Annotated in this window: 8 protein-coding genes and 1 pseudogene; 5 read left to right on the top strand and 4 right to left on the bottom strand. The window is 53.3% G+C overall.

The features are described 5' to 3' along the window. Window positions 1–129: 129 nt before the first annotated feature. The 4 genes from HX866_RS34490 to HX866_RS27150 all read left to right on the top strand — a co-directional run bounded on the left by HX866_RS34490 (window position 130) and on the right by HX866_RS27150 (window position 8826). A complete protein-coding gene (locus HX866_RS34490) occupies window positions 130–4059 on the top strand; it encodes an NACHT domain-containing protein (RefSeq protein WP_256345016.1) in 3930 nt (1309 codons plus the stop codon). 104 nt (window positions 4060–4163) lie between these two features. Further along, window positions 4164–5258, top strand: a complete 1095-nt coding sequence (locus tag HX866_RS27160) for a hypothetical protein (protein ID WP_177140773.1) — start codon at window positions 4164–4166, stop codon at window positions 5256–5258. Between the two features lie 242 nt (window positions 5259–5500). After that, a complete protein-coding gene (locus HX866_RS27155) occupies window positions 5501–7654 on the top strand; it encodes an N-6 DNA methylase (protein WP_177140772.1) in 2154 nt (717 codons plus the stop codon). Beyond that, entirely contained in the window at window positions 7651–8826 is a 1176-nt protein-coding gene (locus tag HX866_RS27150) for a hypothetical protein (RefSeq protein ID WP_177140771.1), read from the top strand. Before HX866_RS27155 ends, HX866_RS27150 begins: the two co-directional genes overlap by 4 nt. Window positions 8827–8975: 149 nt before the next feature. On the opposite strand, the gene HX866_RS27145 is transcribed toward HX866_RS27150, so the two are convergent. Continuing rightward, window positions 8976–12125 (bottom strand): hypothetical protein, encoded by a 3150-nt coding sequence (locus HX866_RS27145; RefSeq protein WP_218179778.1) that lies wholly within the window; start codon window positions 12123–12125, stop codon window positions 8976–8978. A gap of 169 nt (window positions 12126–12294) precedes the next feature. Here HX866_RS27145 and HX866_RS27140 point away from each other — a divergent pair, with 169 nt between their 5' ends. Continuing rightward, window positions 12295–13140: a FitA-like ribbon-helix-helix domain-containing protein gene (locus HX866_RS27140; protein WP_177140770.1), complete on the top strand. Its 846-nt coding sequence runs from the start codon at window positions 12295–12297 to the stop codon at window positions 13138–13140. Between the two features lie 119 nt (window positions 13141–13259). Here the strand turns inward: HX866_RS27140 and HX866_RS27135 are convergent. The 3 genes and pseudogenes from HX866_RS27135 to HX866_RS27125 all read right to left on the bottom strand — a co-directional run bounded on the left by HX866_RS27135 (window position 13260) and on the right by HX866_RS27125 (window position 16753). After that, a pseudogene (locus HX866_RS27135) lies at window positions 13260–14319 on the bottom strand (IS630 family transposase). 76 nt (window positions 14320–14395) lie between these two features. Then, window positions 14396–15550 (bottom strand): YiiX/YebB-like N1pC/P60 family cysteine hydrolase, encoded by a 1155-nt coding sequence (locus tag HX866_RS27130; RefSeq protein WP_177140769.1) that lies wholly within the window; start codon window positions 15548–15550, stop codon window positions 14396–14398. A gap of 489 nt (window positions 15551–16039) precedes the next feature. After that, window positions 16040–16753 carry a hypothetical protein gene (locus HX866_RS27125; protein ID WP_177140768.1) on the bottom strand — a complete coding sequence of 238 codons (714 nt, stop codon included), beginning with the start codon at window positions 16751–16753 and terminating at the stop codon, window positions 16040–16042. Window positions 16754–17216 lie beyond the last annotated feature (463 nt).

The following is a 17216-nucleotide window of genomic DNA, read 5'->3' as shown; positions in this document are numbered from 1 at the left end:
CGGCCTCACCCTCAGCCCAAAGCGCGTCTATCGTTGTCTCCGCACGAGGTAATCGGCGGTAGAATGAAATAGGATCCAAAGAATTCAGCTTTTGCCTCCACGACTACTCTCCGTACTGATGACGATCCCATGACCGAAGAATCAATCCAAAGAACCCTCTGGTACGAAACGAAGACTGACCGCATTCAGGTAACACAATCAGAACTCGTCGGACACGAAAGGTCTCTTGTCGTTCTCGGCGAAGCCGGCATGGGTAAAAGCCATCTGCTTGAGTGGCTTGCTTCTCATCCAGGTTACTCAACGTGTACAGCACGCCAACTCATCAACAGTCGCTCACCACAAAAGCTCCTCGGTGACGCTGCCATCCTCGTCATCGATGCGCTTGATGAAGTGAGCTCGCAGAAGCAAGGCGACGCCATAGATCTTGTACTTCAAAAGCTGGGCGAACTGGACTATCCAACGTTTGTGCTTTCCTGCCGGGTCTCTGACTGGCGCAGTGCAACTGGGCTTGAGTCCATTTCCGAGCAATACGATGAAAAGCCACTCGAAATGCATCTTGAGCCCTTTGGAGATGCTGATGTCGCTGCCTTCTTACACTCAGTATTCGGAGACGACTCGAGAACGGTGATCGAGCACTTCAACGCTCGAGGACTCAATGGAATGCTGGGAAACCCTCAGTCACTCCAAATGATTGCAGAAGTCGCCAAGACCGGACAGCTCCCAGAAACCCGTGGCGAGTTGTTCGAGGAAGCCGTCGATGTGTTGCGCAGCGAGCATAAGGAGGCAAAGGCTGACACCCAGCCTGCAAAAGAAACCGCGCTCGACGCAGCAGGTGCCGCGTTTGCCGGAATGATTCTGACCGGTAGCGACACCATCGTCAGAAAAGCTGCTGCAAATGTCGCCGAAGGAGAGCTTCAAATAACGGAGCTGTCCATGCTTCCTGGTGGGGAGGTAATCAAGAGCATTCTGGGTACACGGCTGTTCAAGGCCAATGGACCTGATAGGTTCAGTTATTGGCATCGTCGTATTGGTGAGTATCTGGGGGCTCGCTGGCTTTCGAAGCAGGCCAATACAAAACGAAAACGCAGACGGCTCCTTTCGATGTTCCAAAGCCTGGGCCTCGTCCCGGCGAACCTTCGTGGCCTTCATGCATGGCTCGCACGAGATCCTGCGCTCGCTCATGAGGTCATTGCCGCCGACCCGATGGGCGTTATTGAATATGGTGACGCCGATGCTCTCAGTGTCGAACAGGCCCGTACACTGCTCTGCGCGTTAGAAAAGCTGGCACGGCATGGCCCTCGCTTCTCCAGCTTTGGTAAATTCCCATTGCGCGGGCTGATGCAGCCCATGCTGCTAAACGAAATACGTTCATTGATCACTTCAGCAGAGACGCCATTTGCGCTACGTCTGTTGCTCCTAGATGCCCTAAAAGGCTCTTCTATTGCTCCGTACCTTGCGGATGAGCTGGATGCTCTCATGCTCGAAAAAACGGTATCTTTCGCACATCGAAAATCGGCAGGCAGTGCACTTATTGCATCCGGAATAGAAAAAGACTGGCCGCTTATAACTCGCAAACTTCTCGCTTACGGTGATAGCTTTTCTCTCCGCCTAGCCATCGAACTCATAGGAACAATTGGTTACGCGCTTTTTGACGACGACTTGATTAGCGACTTAGTCACGTCCTACACCAAGGACAAAAGAGCAACTACCGGAATACTCTGGCAGATGCGAAATGCCTTACCCCCATCGCGCATAGAAAATATTTTAGACCAAATAACAAAAAGAATAGCAACCTCTGAAAGCTCTCAAGAACAAGCTGCTCACCGCGAGCTCTCCGACTTCATATATCACTTGATCTTTCGACGCTCGGAGTACACCCCCCTTAACAACGAGAAGCTCTGGTCATGGATCAAAAATCTTGATTCCAGCATGGGCTATGCAGGCGAGTACCGAGAACGATTAACCGTGCTAATATCAACCAACAATTTTCTTCGACAGGCCATTCAGCGATTTGTATTAATCGAGGCTATAGATGAACATCATATTAGAGTAAGAGCCTTTCACCTAAGCAAATGCTTACCCTCTCTTTTCCCTAATACTGACGATGTGGCAGTCCTGCTCAAATCTCTAGATCCAGACGATCACAGCGATCAGCGTTGGCGCGACGTTATGCAGCTTGTTCAGCATGATGGGCATATTGGTGCTGACACTCGTGAGTTAGCAAAGCCATTTGCAAAGCATGACTCTGAGCTCCTTGCTTGGATCGACAGGCTAGCCACTCCCATCGTAGAAGACTGGGGGCTCAAACAAATGGAAAGCGAACGTAAGAGGCGCGCCCAGAGAGAAGTCAACCTCGAAAGCCAGCAGAAATTTTATCTAAAAAATATTGCCAATATGCGTAAGGGCCAATACAAATACCTAATCGCCCCAGCCAAAGCCTATCTAAAACTCTATAACGACATCGGTGATGACAAACCGGCCCATGAACGGGTTGACGAATGGCTTGGCCACGACATCGGCAGCGCTGCACACGAAGGTTTTGAAGCTTTTCTAAAGCTTTCCCCCCCAAAACCAACCGCCGAAGAAATAGCAGTATCTTGGGCTAACGGAAGAACCTGGGAAGCGACATATATTCTGGTCTCAGCTCTCGCTGAACGGTCACGAAAAGGTATTGGTTTTGAAGATCTCTCTGACGAACGTTTGATGGCAGCCTTATTCGAGCTACGTCATAGTAAAATTGATCACCATGCAGGATTTGACGGACTCGAAAAAGAGATAGAGGAGGCGCTTCAGAAGCGCGGCGCGTGGGAAAGCACCCTAAGGCTATACTATGAGCCTCAGTTCAAAGCACAGCGCGAATCAATTGATGGTCTGTATGCACTCCTCAGAGATGACACTCACGCCCACATTAGCACCAAGCTGGCTGCCGAATGGATTGAGCGTTTTCCTGACGTACAACTAGACGTCGAAACAAGCTTTATCCATCGTCTTCTTCACTCTGACCAGCATGATCGATTGCGCAGCATCGCTGCTGAGCGGATCGAATTGAGCGACGAAAGTCGCCAACAAACGTGGTTCGCTACAAGTATATACATAAACTTCGAACAAACGGCTCGCCTACGGAGCCAGCCAATAAATCCTGAACTTTTATGGCGTTTGAAACACTTAACAGGTGTGTATTTTGACAACAACAAAGACCTGACCCTCACCGCTAGCCAGCTTGAATGGATTATCAGCACTTTTCGTTTGCTTTGGCCATTCATCAATGGCGCCGAATTTGAAGTCTATGGTGGCGAAAGCCCTTGGGATGCCAGTGAGTACATCGTTCACCTCATCAAGCGCCTTGGCAACAACCACGATGATGAGGCGATCGCTGCAATACGACGACTTAGAGATCAACCGGCAGATGGCTATACAGAAACCATCCGTAGTGTCGCGGCAGAGCAGGCACAGGCACGTGTAGAAATTGACTATCGCCCGCCTTCACTGAGCGCTTTGAATGCCATCACTCGCGATATTGAACCAAGCAGTGCTCTTGATCTTCGAACCTTCATGCTCGAAGAGCTTGAAGTCGTTCAAACAAAAATCAAAAGTGACGATGCCGAATCATGGCGGGGATTTTACGATGACAAGTTTGTAGCTCGTAAAGAAGAGGAATGCAGGGATCACCTTTTAGGCCTTCTTCGGCAAGGTTCGGAAGGTATTGAATTAACCCCAGAAACGCATGTAGCAAACGATAAAGAGGTGGATATTACCTGCTCCACAGGATTGTTCAGGGTTCCTATCGAAATCAAAGGACAGTGGCATAGAGACCTCTGGCATGGCGCGGATACGCAGCTGGATGCGCTTTATGCAAGTGATTGGCGCGCCTATGGGTATGGCATCTATCTAGTGCTCTGGTTTGGCGACCGCCAGCCGCCCAAGAAAAAACTTAAGCGCCCAACACGAGACTTAGACTCACCTCAAACGCCCGAGGCGCTAGGGCAAATGCTCTCAGCCCGAAGCCAAGCCGTGAGCGACGGACATGTCGTTGTATTCGTTCTTGATGTGGCGCGATAAACGAATGGTTGATTTACCCATCCGATAGAATCTGTCGGTATCCGCCGGGATACGTAGGGCATTGTCACCAGCACCACCAGTTGACTTTGAAGGTAGCGATAAACATGGGAAACACCATCCCCTTTGGTGAACGTGACGGCGTGATGTATCGCGCATTCGAGGTCGACAACGGCTTGGCCTGCGGCTGTGTGTGCCCTGCCTGCCACAAACCCTTGAGCGCGGCCAATCAGGGCGAAATCGTCGCCCCCTACTTCCGCCATGTCCGGTGGGACGACTGTCTCTGGGGCCACAAGGAAGGCGTGCGCCGAGCCGCTATTGCCCTACTGATGCCGCCTCACACTTTATTGCTACCCGGTTTCCAGAGTCGGGTGTCGGTCGCGACGGTATCAACGCCATTGAGTCAGGAGATAGGGTTCAGTTCCTCCACCATCACGGCAGAGCGTGTGGAACGCTTTGTGGTCTTCGATGAGGTGGTCGCGCATGCCGTGCTTCACCTCAGGGACAAGCAACTGCTGGTACGACTCAAGACGTCCGCTCGCGCTGAAGGCCTGCGCTACAAACGCCTGGAAGCCCTTGAGCACTCCTCTCTCGAAATCGATCTCAGCGGGCTCAGCCTGGAGCAGATCAACGACCCAGCAACCTTTGAACACGCGGTACTGAACGACCTTGATAATCGACGCTGGATACGGTCGACCCGTGCCCTGGAACTGGAAGCGAGAACGTACAAAGCACTTCAGGCCCAAGCACAGGCAGCCGGCGCCCGCTGGACTGAAGAACAAGCGCGCTTGCAGGCCATCGCTGACGACCAACGTAAGGCGCAGGAACAAAAGGCCGCTGCTCATGCCCTGGAGCGGGAGGCGCATTGGGCAGCACAGAAAGTGGTGGCCCACAAACAATCATTGAATCCACGGCCAAGCAACACTGCCGGAATGCGTGAACGGCGCGAAGCTCAAATCGTGGGTACGACTATGAAGGTCTCCACCGAGTATGGGCACGGTACTGAATGCTCCACCTGCCACCTGGTCAGCCCACCCGGCACCACATTTTGTCTCTACTGCTCACACGACCAGAGCCACATGCAGTCGATCTCTATCGCAAGAGACTTTGCGACCACCGTTCACTTGCGTATGCGCAGCTCTGCAAAACCTGACCACTCCCTCAGGGCGGTACCAGTGCTGACGGTCGAGCCTGATCTGTAGCACTCCTCTCTTTTGTTCGGCCATCTGAAGAATGTCCACCTCTTATCTATGAACTTCTCACACGGCAGAGTTCACGAGCCATGAGTTGCCGGCAATACCGGCGCACACTCATACACCCACGCCCAGTTCTCCCATTCAATACGTACTACTGCATCGTCCGACCGCATGATAGAGTCCGCCTCCATTCCTCGGATGATCGTTGTAGATCAATCGCCAGGATGGACTAGGTGAGGACAAGGAAGATGAATGAAAGCCAGGCGGTGCAGCGTATTCATGCCTACCTTACTCACGACCTCGGATTTCCCACCGAACTGATTCAACGGGAATATCAGACCAGCCGCAACGCGCGTCTGGACTTGGTCGTGATACTGCACGGTCGCATCCAGATCGTCTGTGAAGCCAAGCGCCTCGACAAACTGCCTCCTGACACCAATCTGATTCCATTCAATGCCCTGATTCGCCAGATCCAGTTCGCGGCAATTGAAGTTGGGGCGCGTTTCTTCCTTGTTTCCGATGGCCTACAGATGCTCTGGTTCGAGACTGACGAATCGGGCCGCCCCTTACCGCTATCGGTGCCGAAGACATATTACGACCTGGTCGAAGGAGATTCCTACAGTCAATCGCGCGCCAGCCGGATAGCGGGAGTCAGGAGCACGTTGCGCAACATGCTGGAGCGCTCGCGCCAGCAAAAGTGGTCGCCTGAAGCCCTGGCTCTCATCCTCTTTGCGCACCTGCAGTGGCGACGCGGCCGCAACATATTCTGCGATCTGCTGATCGGAGGTTCCAATTCTCAAGTGGAGCTCGCTGCGGCCCGCCTGGAATGGTCGGACGCCGACTTCGTGGAAATGTTCGTCCTCGCCGCCAGGCATAACCCAACATCGCCGCGTGTGTACCAAGAAGCACTCGACTTGCTCGCCGCCTCAGCACTGGACAGTCTTGAGCCCGTCGACGCTCTGTCACTACTCGACGACATCCTAGGTCGCTATCCCACTTTATCGGGTGCAATCCGATTGCCGCGCTGGACCTCAGACCTGCTTGTGCGTCTTGCAGGCCTCGAACAGGGCGACCGGGTGCTAGATCTTCATTGCGGCCTGGGCAACCTATCAGCTGCCGTGCGCCTGGCGGGAACCACGTCGCCATCGAACATGGTCTTGTTTGCTCGCCATGCGACCGATGCCATATGGGCTAGTGTGCAGCAGTTGGTATTCGGTGCCGAACTGCCCTCAATATCGATCGGAGATCCGCTTGAGTCCACGCAAAGTGCGCACCGGCAGGACGGTCTGGCTGACCTTATCTTCGTAGCACCTCCCTTCGGCATGACCACACGGCACAAGCGATTTGACGACCGGCGAAGCGGCGGGCTGTCAAGCGAGGAGGCTTATCTTCACCATGCGTTGGAACACCTTTCGCCCACGGGCCGAATTGTGGCTCTGCTGCCGAACGGTCCGCTGGGCAATCCAGACAGGTCGCATCTGCGGAAACTCCTGCTGGATAACGGGCTGCAGGCCGTGATTGATATCGGTACCTTCCTGCCCGATTCGGGCTTGGCAGCTAGCATCATCGTACTCGACAAATCTGCCCACTCAAGAGATGCCCTGTTCTTCGCGAAAGTCCAGAGCCGCCAGCAACAGGACAGCTTCGACTGCACGTCATTAGCCGGGCTGCCCCATGTCTTGCAGCGATTCGGATCGTGGATGAAGGGTCATGAAATCGGGAACGACAACCTAGGCCTAACCGCAACGGCTCCCCCCGAAGAAGGAGTGCTGAGCGCAGGACCGTACCTTGCACGCCAAGCGCAACAGCAACTTCCTCTCACTTCATTCAAACATCACTCACTGGAAACCCTTGCCCTCATAACGAAAGGCGGTGCCATCCGTCGCTCGAAGAACGCTGGCGATGTCGTGTTCATTGGGCCAGGCGCAATACGGCCGCTGGAGATACAGCTGGATCCGCAGGATCGAGCGGACGAGGCCGAGGTGCAGCAATACCCTAATGCGGTCGCCAGCGAAGGCGATATCGTGCTGAACGGACTAAGCACCTATTTAGGTGCCGCTGCGCTCGTCGAGAGCGGCCGGTTCCCGATCAACCGGCATGTCTTCCGTATCCGCGTCCACAACACGCTAGTGCTGCCAGAGTTCCTCGCGATCGCGATCAACAGCCGCTATGTGCATGAGATTTTGATCGCGGGCGCCGGCGGAAGCGTAATGAAGATGTTGAGGTTGGAGGTCTTACAAAAAATTTTGATCCCTGTGCCTCCACGGGATATCCAGGCCGAGATCGTCCGTCGAGTCGTCCTCGCGAAAGAGGAACGCAACGTTGTCGAAAGGTCGCTTCAGCAGAAAGAGAAGGCGCTCTCGGTCCTTGTGCGCGATCTCGACCTCGGAGAGACGGCATGAAGTACCCCGTTCATGTCAGCGGCAGGGTCCTAGAGCAGACGCTCGATGCTGTGCTCGAGCTTCTGGGCGACTCGCAACACCTGCTGTTCGCCGCCATGGACCGGTTGACTGATGGCACGCCTTCACACGTCATCGCGCCGGTCGGCCCTGCCGAATTCGTCCGCAAGAGAAACGAAATCGCGAGGATCTTCCAATCGCCTATGATGCTGCGTGGCCTAGATATCGCGCTTCGACTGTTCGAGGAAGTCTACCGCCTCGTCAATGCGCAGGGCGGCGTGCCAGGATACCGACCGCTGGACCTGCTGGATCTGCTGCGTATCGAGACCGAACAACCCGACGAGACAATTTCGCTTTCCACTGACATGCGCTGGGTCGTGGAGTGGCCTGTTCGCTTACCGGTTGGCGATCCGGAGACTCGCATGAGCTGCGAGTGGCTCGCTCGCCCCTGGGGTACCGTCGTGCCACCTTACATCGTCAACTATCTCGCAAGCGCTGCGACGGCGCGACGGCAGAAGCGCAACGATGCCGCGGTGGCGCTGCTGTCGATCGCCGCCGAGGCGACGCTGCGCGACGTCCTCTCGAGTCACGGCTACTCCTTCACGCACGGTTCAGTATCAAAGGACGTCTACGCTTACAGTCGCGCGCAGGTCACCGCAGACCCCGCAGCAGGCACTTACATTGTGCAGTTCCACGACGCGATGCCATTTGGCGTCTCTGATTTTGGCAGCTCGTTTGCCGATGCATCGGTGGAGATAAAACTGAAACGGGTGCCAAAGAACAGGAACGGAACGCGCATCGATCTGAACATTGTCGCGCCGAATCCGCTCCATGAACACTGGACAACCTCTACGGTGGAAACACCTGGTGTCCGAACGGTTGGCGGACTCGGTGCGGCGTTGGACATCGCCCGGAACGAGGTAGTCTGTGTCACGGCGGAGGACCTCGCCCTCGATTTCGACGAAGTGCTGCAGGCCGTACGGAACAACCTCGTCCACCTATCGGGCGCCGCCCTCGACACACCGCTTCCGCGCTTCGACATCCTCAAGAGCGGCTTCACCTTGCGGGATTTTCTGCTGGAAGACCTGCTCGTACAAGATTTCGTCGCCGCCATCTCCAGGTTCGTTACGGTCCAATACGTCAAGCTCCGAAGCTCCGGGACACTCTACACCTGAGCCGCCAGAGAACACACCGTCGAGGGCGCCAGGTCTCGCTTGCACTCGCGGTGGGTCGCTCCAGCACCGACTCTGGTACCTCAGCGATCGCGATCCGCGCTTAGCGTTGCACGACTCGCGGGCGAAATTGGTGGCTACGGCCCTTATACCTAGTCAGCTGACTCGCTCATGTCGATTAGTTCAATCGTATTTGTTAGGGGCAAAGATTGTCGGGGGAAATTTCGCCGCAATTGCCGCGAAAGGTCACCAACGGCATCATTACGATCGAGTGCATGGTGGATCAACAACGAAACGACCTGCCGTACCTGTGTTTTGGTACCAGGCTTGCGATTGACTTCACGTCCGCGCAACGCGTTGCACCAACCAAGCTCTGCCTTTTCGACATCAATCTGATCCAGCACTGGGGTTAACCCACCAGGCCCAACCTGCGCGAGGAGGCGTAGAAACAGAAGGCCATCACCGTAGGACGCCGGACTGAACTGCGACAGCGCTGCCGCAATACCTCCATAGTGCGGCTCTAGTAAGGCCGGAATCAATGTCGGTTCCAACTGAGAAAAACGCGCCAAAACATAGGTCCCTAGCTTCCAATCGACATGACCCCAATTGGAGATCGAAATGCGTTTACCCACCGCAACGTGGCGCAACGCACTCGCCGGGGCGAGCGCCGCAAGATGTGTCGACATGATGACGATGTTTGGCTCATTGCGCTCAACTAGCGATTCAATCGCCGGGCGTGAAGCAGGCAAGGAATATGCGATACCCAGCAGCATTCGCGCATCGCCAATATTTTCCGACCAATGTGTACCAATCGCCTGATCAATCGCGTCCCAATCGAGCGACAGCACGGTCGCCTCGAACTGCTTTGGCGAGGCCTTGCGCATAAAACTGAGCAGCCCGGCGGCAGACTGGTAGTTGCGTTGCGTGCTGCGGGATAATTTCGCCGCTAGATCCCGCGGCGACCAGCAAGCACAGATCTTGCGTCCAACTTGTCGCATTCGTCTTGTGGGCGCTAGCTTGCCCACATATATGCTGAGCGGATCGTAGAGTCGCAACGAGTTCCACACAATATCGTTCAGTTCATGAAACGATTCTTGCGGATCAGCACGCAGCCCGTCGGCGATTGCTGGGATTAGAGCCTCAATCAACACAGCCCCGAACTCTGGCTCGAAATAGCAGAAATGCTTGCAGAAATCGGCAACGATTGACAAATAGGCGTCCTTCGGCCAAGTCGAGACTGTACGATGACAAGCCTCGCGATCGACATGCTCAAGATAATAGCTCTTCCACGCATCATTCTTATCGAAAGGCATCATGGAGATGAGTTCAGCTATCTCACCAGCATGCAATGGTCCCGCCGTACTGATCGCTCGGGCCAGTGCGCGCGGATCGACCAATAAGACAATACTTTCGCCAAGAGCCTCATTGGTATTGTGAACATGATTGATGACCCGACCAATCGCATAGCACGCACCTTCAGGAGCCGCCTGAATCCATTTCGCTAAAATTTCTTTATGACTTGCAATTCGGTCCATCTCGTCATGCAGATAGCCATGCAAATTGCTAATCAGCCAACAGGCATCGCGGATGTCGAGCCGTGCGGTCGCAGCCCAGCAGCGTTCCAACACGGACACAAGCCATGCCGGTTGCACAAGCTGTCTCCAATGAGGGCCCCCACCCGCCCATGACAATTCGCGAAGCAACACACTCAGACCGATCAGAGGTGTCGCCTCGTCATGGAATATAGTCTCGAGTATACGAGCAATGGTCTGATGCTCTTCGACTGACTGCCCCGCCAGAATACGCTCAAGCAAAACGCTAGCGAGACGCTGGTGCGGGCACCGAAGATCGTCCCCATTCAGCAGAAGTCGCTGCGAGACCAACCAGTCGACTGCATGGTCCAAATCAACGATCGACGTCGCGCCACCAATCAGTTGAATCAGGGCGTCGCGTGAGCAACGAGCATCGCGGCTGGCAAGTTGACGAATTGCCGCAGCGGCAAGTACCAGGTCCGCTTTCGCGGCGCGAGCTGAACTCGACAACGCGCTCGCCCGCCGCCATCCTCCTCCGAGGATGAAGCAGAACTGCCACGGGTAGACTGCCTCTTTCTCCGCATCGTTAAGACGGTGGTCGAGTTGCTCCTCTCCTACACGATCTCCGACCCCATCATCTGCACGGCGAACAGCAGCAAGCGTGGTTTCGGGAGAGGCCCGCAGCCCGTCCGCGATGACGCGAACCGCACGCTTCGCATCAAGTTGGATCGCCCCCGGAGAGCCACCCTTATCCTCTGAAATCGTGTGCGCACTCAGCACCCAGACAGATGTCGTTGCGCGCTCCTCCAACTCACGTAGCAGCGCCGGACGAGCCAAATGCGCATCATCAACGAGATATAGGATTGGGGTTGAGCTCTCAACCAATGGAGGAACCTCTCCCGTGTGATCAGCAAATCGCAAAACTCGCCAACCACGTTCACGCATCTGCAGCGCCGCCTGAAGGATGCAAATAGACTTGCCTGCCCCGGGTACTCCAACGAGTCGGGCCGAACAGCCCCGCTCCAGGTCGGCAATAAGAACGGCCACTTCAGGAAGCATCGGGCAAGCGGCAACGTCCGCAGGCCCAAGAGGACGGCCCATCAGCGCGGGGCCAAGGTCGCGTGCAGTATCAAACTGAACCTCAGACCACAAAGAGTCCTCAGCATTCGGTGCTGCTACACGAGGCATGAACCCCATGAAGCCCCGCCGAAACTGATCGAGTTCGCGAGCACTTGGAAGGGCCTTTAGAGCCTCCAGTATTTTTTCAGAATTGCCCGCATGCTCGGAGTAGAACTCTTCAAGCACAGAAGGGTGACTGGAAAGCAGCGCCTGAACTGTTTCCCAACCGATGGCAACGACAGGAAAACGACCTTGCTTCTCGCGCCTCTCAGACACTAGCCGTGCATGCTCTTGGAGTGCCCCATCATTTGGCGCTGTAGTCGCGAAGGTCCAGTGGCCAAGCGTCGGCTTAAATTTTTCGGCCTTTGCAAGCTCAGCATTAAACTCGGCAATCGTTGCTTTGGCCCCATAAGCCTCGCTCTTACCCTTACATTGCACACCTGAAACCTTGCCCGGCGTAGCCTCAGGTGTACCGAAGACATCCACACCGTCTTGCCTCTGGCCACTCCGACCATTCTTTTGCGTCAGAGGCGCTTTCCAGACAGCAGCAAACAGCGCACGTATAAGGTCTTCGAACTTCTCCCAAGATTTTGGAGGCGCGATCTGCTTGTCAATAGGGTCCATTAATTCCGCCAGGCTGATCCGCTTCATTCATCTGCAACATTTCCCCCAAGACCCTCATTGGAACAAAGTGGATCGTTTTGCATCAGGTCGAAGATAGGGTAGCGAGCTTGCTGTAGAATTGCGATACACGTCATTTTGACGTACATTCGACCAATAAAAATCAAAATGACCTCAAAATGACGCAAAAGGAAAGCCCATGGCCAGAATCAGCATCCGCGACCTACCCGACGATTTGCACTACAAACTTCAAGAGGCAGCAGCTAGCCATGAGCGATCGCTCGAGAGCGAAATTCGCTTTGCACTCAAGCAGTACATCCATTCGTTCAGCAAGCCAGCACCAGAGCAGCTTTCGCTCCGCGAGGCTTGGCAGCGTCAAGTAGGCCAACGGCTTAAATTCCTCTTTGAGCGCTTGCGAGAAGACGGAGTATTTGCCTGGGGCGAGCATAGCGATACTCCACACTTAGCGCTGAGACTGGATGAGCCCTCCCCCTCTCTACTGATGGACTGCATCGATGGTCTATCGGCTCTGACCTTCGCACTGGCCGAAAAAATCACTCAACAATTCGGTTGCAGCCTAGAGTGGCTCCTAAGCGGGAAAGGATCGATGTTTCCCTATCCTGAGATAGGTAACAGTTACGCAGAATTCTTCGCACCTGCAATCGACCATGCAAACACCCATATCAAACTAGTACGCGTCTGTCAGGAGGAAGCTGGCGGCTCCTCTGGTCGACACGATGGAACGTTGATTATGTTCCGTGTCGAAAAAGGCAAGCATTCAATTGCTGCTGGCTTCAGTTCAACACGGTTTTATTTGGGGAGTGGAATGGGCGCTACCGGGCACGGCAACCTCGAGACGTTCGTCAAATTCATAAACCAGCATCCAGGGATTCGTTACGAAGCTCATAATTTCTGTGGCGAATTGGATGAAACAGGAATGTGGGAACACCATCCCAGCTATTACCTTAACGGTTTGGAACATGCTCAGTGGCTGAGACCATTACTAGATGGCACTTCGCCGAGCAGTATAAAATGGCAAGACTAATACGAGCCTTGCCAAGATAGGCCCTTTCCTTTGCAGAAAAGGCAGCAGCAAAAGCTGCCCCAGCCGATCTAGGCGACCTGACAGCCCGTCACCACCTAGTGTACTGTTCTCGAAATAACTTACCCATTAGCCTGTGAGGCCATTGCCTCACGGGCCGTTGTATCTTGTTCAGAATATCCTCTCCTTTTGCGTTCCAGACATAGCGGGTTGGCTGCGCATTGTGCAGGGCCATGAACGCAATAATCGAAGCCTCCAACTCACGTACCGAGCCGAAGCTACCTTCACGCAGGTAGACCGTGATGTCGCGGAAGAAGCGCTCCACCATGTTCATCCATGAGCTGGAGGTCGGGGTGAAATGCATGTGAAAGCGCGGGTGCTTGGCAAGCCACGCCCTGACCGCCGGATGTTTGTGGGTGGCGTAGTTATCGACGATCAGATGCAGCTCAAGATGTTTGGGCGTTTCACGATTGATCTGCTTGAGAAACGCCAGCCACTCCTGATGCCGGTGCTGGCGTTCAATGCAACTGATCAAGCGCCCCTGAAGATAGTCCAGTGCCGTAAGCCATGGAGCACATAATTGTGTGTTTGAGTTCGGATATGACCGATGCCCAGTGGCAGTCCCGGCTGAGTTCGCTCAAGGGCTTGAACCTGACTTTTCTCATCGCAGCAGAGCACCAGCGCTTTGTCTGGTGGATCCAGATACAGCCCGATGACGTCCCAGAATTTCTCTTCGAAATGCGGGTCATTGGACAATTTGAAGGTGCGGGTCAGGTGGGGTTTCAAGTCATTGGCGGCCCACAGTTTATGGACGCTCGTGGCCGAGATCCCAGCGACTCGCGCCATGCTGCGGCAACTCCACCTTGGCTCACCGAACGGTGGCCGAGTGACGCTCTCCAGAACACGGCGCACGGCCTCTTCGGGCAACGAGCTTTTGCGGCCACGCCCTGGTTTGTCGATCAAACCGTCCAATCGCAGGGTTTGGAAACGCTGGCACCAACTGGTGACCGTAGGCAGTGAGAGTCCGGTCAGGCGAGCGATCTCCACTCGCGAGCAGCCTTGGGCTGCCAGCAGGATCACTCGGGCACGCCGACCGTCGCGTTGACTGATCGTGGCCGAACGAACTCGGCGGCTCAACTCGGACTGCTCTTCTGGACTGAGAACAATTTCCTGGGCGTTCATTGGCGTTCCCCCGAGCGCTGGATGCGCAGGAGAAGTGTAGCCAATATCACAGGAAAATTGTTTCGAGAACAGCACACTAGATGTTAGACTCAGCTAGATAGTCAGTTATGATCTGTGCACCTCTTTCTGCTGAATCCAGCAGCAGCTTCTCATCCTCAAGTAACCCGATGTAAAATTCGTCAACTTTAGTCAAAGCTGGAATCTCTCTCTCGGACTCAGATTCGACTCTCCACACTCTAAAACTACTAATATCTTGTATCCTTTGACTGATACTGTGCTTATGAGCCTCTACCGCATCGCAAAGCAACTTGCGACGGAGTTTCAACTCATGCTCCGTAGCCAGCCCACTTTCAATAAATATCTTCGTTATTCGGGGCTCATCAAACGACACACTATAAACCTTTCGCAACAGTTCAAGATGCACTTCCAACTTATCCGCCAAACTTCTATCAAACTCCTGCTCCAGCATTGACATTTGAGACGACGTATATCTTCTTGCGCCAAAAAGCAGTATATACCTGATCTCATCGAGAGACTTGGGCTGACACTCTGCGATGAAAACGCATGCATCACATGTACTGCTTACAATTTCATTGATCAGCTTATTAATATCACCTCCCAGATCATCTTTAGCACCGTCTTCAATATAACTCAAGCCGGACATTTCATCATGCACCACCTCCATTAACACCTCTTCACTTACATCGATCAGCCGATTGCTTTTTAGTATATCCCCAGGGGAGATTTTTTGAGGCGCACTATCCGATAATGGAAATCCAAATTCTACGTAACTCTCCGCAATCAACTGCGAGCAGAACAGCTCATTGGCGCCCAGCTCATAAGACTCAAAAGGCGCAGCGCACAACAAAGCGCCTTTTAACGAGTATTTTTTATACAGATGTGATTTGGCAATCTCGGCCAACCTACTCATATCGGCATTATTAGTTCCTTCACGCAATCTAAGTATCTTTATGCTTTCTTTATCTCTTACAGCCCTGCCCAACACTGACGTCAACTTTACGCCAAGAGGAACAGACTCAATTAGTACCCCTCCGTCGTGCACAAAAATTGCTGCGTGACTAAACCCAGAGCGAGTCACGCTTTTGATTACGGTGCTCCTCCAATTCTCGGTGGTGCTTAGCAATATGTCACCGACTCTTATTTTCGACATATCAAAAATATAAGAGCGAATCGCATTCGATTTCATTTTTTTATTGACTTGAATATCCATACAACCCCTAAGCAGGAAATTTTGTGAGTGAGCAGTACCAATTTTATTATTCGATTAACTAAATCGACTCTGATACCCGAGCGAGGCCTCCCTTAAACGTTGGACGCAGTCCCTCTGTGGCCGTGGTTTTGCCATTCGTCCGGGATGCTGGTGAGCCTAAACCCATCGTAATAGCCCTCAACGCAAGGAAATTTTTATGCTTCTCGATACTGATTGATCAGCGAATTATATGTATAACACGGCGCTTTCTTCATAGCCAGACTTAGTGCAACTCGGTAAATATTTTTCAAGGCCAAACATTTGAAAACAACACAAACAGTACTTTCGATTTCGACGTTGAAATCTCAATAAGTTGATAAACCTACCGCTAGCATGATGTCGCGATTATCCGCCCCTTCCCCCTTGATAAACGCTCAGCCCCCCCCCCCGGCGACTTTCATAAGTATGGACCTTACATCTTGGCTCTCGCATTTCCTTTGCTGAGGACAATCAAGAGTTCGAGCCATCAGGAGGGCCTAGGGCCGAGAGAAAGTGACAGCTACTGAGGGTCAACTGAGCAGCGACCTCCATGAATTCATCCAACTTGGATCCGCGATTACGGACACGAGCGGCCCACTCTCGTGTCACTTTTCGGTAGGCCGCCTGGCGCTCCGCTTTCCACCCATCTTCGGATCGGACAGTCGAGGCGATATGTGCGATGAGTACGCGATCTATAGCCTGATCCTCAAATCGCTCATGGTGATGTACCGAGTGCCGAGCTCTCAATTCGCCATCAAATTCCTTATCGAAGAGCTTTATAAATTTTCCAATATCAATTCGATGTGTAGGGGCCGCCACGGTTAGCACGTTAAGATATTTCTTAAGGCGCTCCCTAAACTCATAGAAACGTCCAAAATACATTTCACAAATATTTGTAATGTGATCGGAGTGTGTGATAGGCAAACCGTAAAAAGGAAACCTTCGGAAATAGTACTCACATTCTTTGAGAGCGGCAATTGTTTGCTGTAGGCACAGGTATTGGAGAACCACCGCATGTTGCCGCTCTACGACCTCAGAAAAAACAAATGCGTTTTGCCCCTCTTCGTCAGCATCTGGCGACAAGTCGTCATCATAGAGGATGCGGCTTAATCGGGCACGTTTCCACTCCTTCCAGCCCGGGTAGTCTTCCAACCAACCTATCCATTGAGCGGCTGCATCAATCATGATCGTTCTATATCTCAGCGGTGGCCCCGCAGTAGTATCTTCCGATTTTATCATCGCTACTCCACTTTAAAGACTTTTCGAATTGAAGAAATGGTAGCCGCAATAGCTCGCCCCTTTCGGGGCGCTGATGTGTTAGCCTCTATCAACATATATCCCTACAAGCATCCCGAAATTCTCAAGGCGCATCTAGCCTAAGCTTTACTTAGGCTCTACCAGGGTGTAAACGCAATGCTTATTTCCAGGTGAGCTCGCATCAAATAGCCCAAGCTCCTCTCACAATCTTATCAATCTCTTCAATGTCGCAATGCTCCAACTAGACCGGGACGCGGTCAAATGCATTTTCATCCGGCTGACTTTCTGGCAACACACGGAATGCTGCAATTACCTTCGTATCGATGACTATCATTTTACGGTTTCCATATAAAAGCGATTAACAATAAGGCATATCGGCGGCTTATTAGAA

Origin of the sequence: Pseudomonas gingeri, from assembly GCF_013386165.1 — a bacterium.
In the GTDB taxonomy this organism is placed as follows: Bacteria; Pseudomonadota; Gammaproteobacteria; order Pseudomonadales; family Pseudomonadaceae; genus Aquipseudomonas; species Aquipseudomonas gingeri_C.
The sequence above is the reverse complement of the archived record's forward strand: the minus strand, read 5'-3'. Positions and strand labels throughout refer to the sequence as shown.

Bases quoted from the DNA above. Each gene is read 5' to 3' on its own strand.
- HX866_RS34490 (WP_256345016.1), top strand. From the start codon at position 130: ATGACCGAAGAATCAATCCAAAGAACCCTCTGGTACGAAACGAAGACT.
- HX866_RS27160 (WP_177140773.1), top strand. From the start codon at position 4,164: ATGGGAAACACCATCCCCTTTGGTGAACGTGACGGCGTGATGTATCGC.
- HX866_RS27155 (WP_177140772.1), top strand. From the start codon at position 5,501: ATGAATGAAAGCCAGGCGGTGCAGCGTATTCATGCCTACCTTACTCAC.
- HX866_RS27150 (WP_177140771.1), top strand. From the start codon at position 7,651: ATGAAGTACCCCGTTCATGTCAGCGGCAGGGTCCTAGAGCAGACGCTC.
- HX866_RS27145 (WP_218179778.1), bottom strand. From the start codon at position 12,125: ATGAAGCGGATCAGCCTGGCGGAATTAATGGACCCTATTGACAAGCAG.
- HX866_RS27140 (WP_177140770.1), top strand. From the start codon at position 12,295: ATGGCCAGAATCAGCATCCGCGACCTACCCGACGATTTGCACTACAAA.
- HX866_RS27130 (WP_177140769.1), bottom strand. From the start codon at position 15,550: ATGGATATTCAAGTCAATAAAAAAATGAAATCGAATGCGATTCGCTCT.
- HX866_RS27125 (WP_177140768.1), bottom strand. From the start codon at position 16,753: ATGATTGATGCAGCCGCTCAATGGATAGGTTGGTTGGAAGACTACCCG.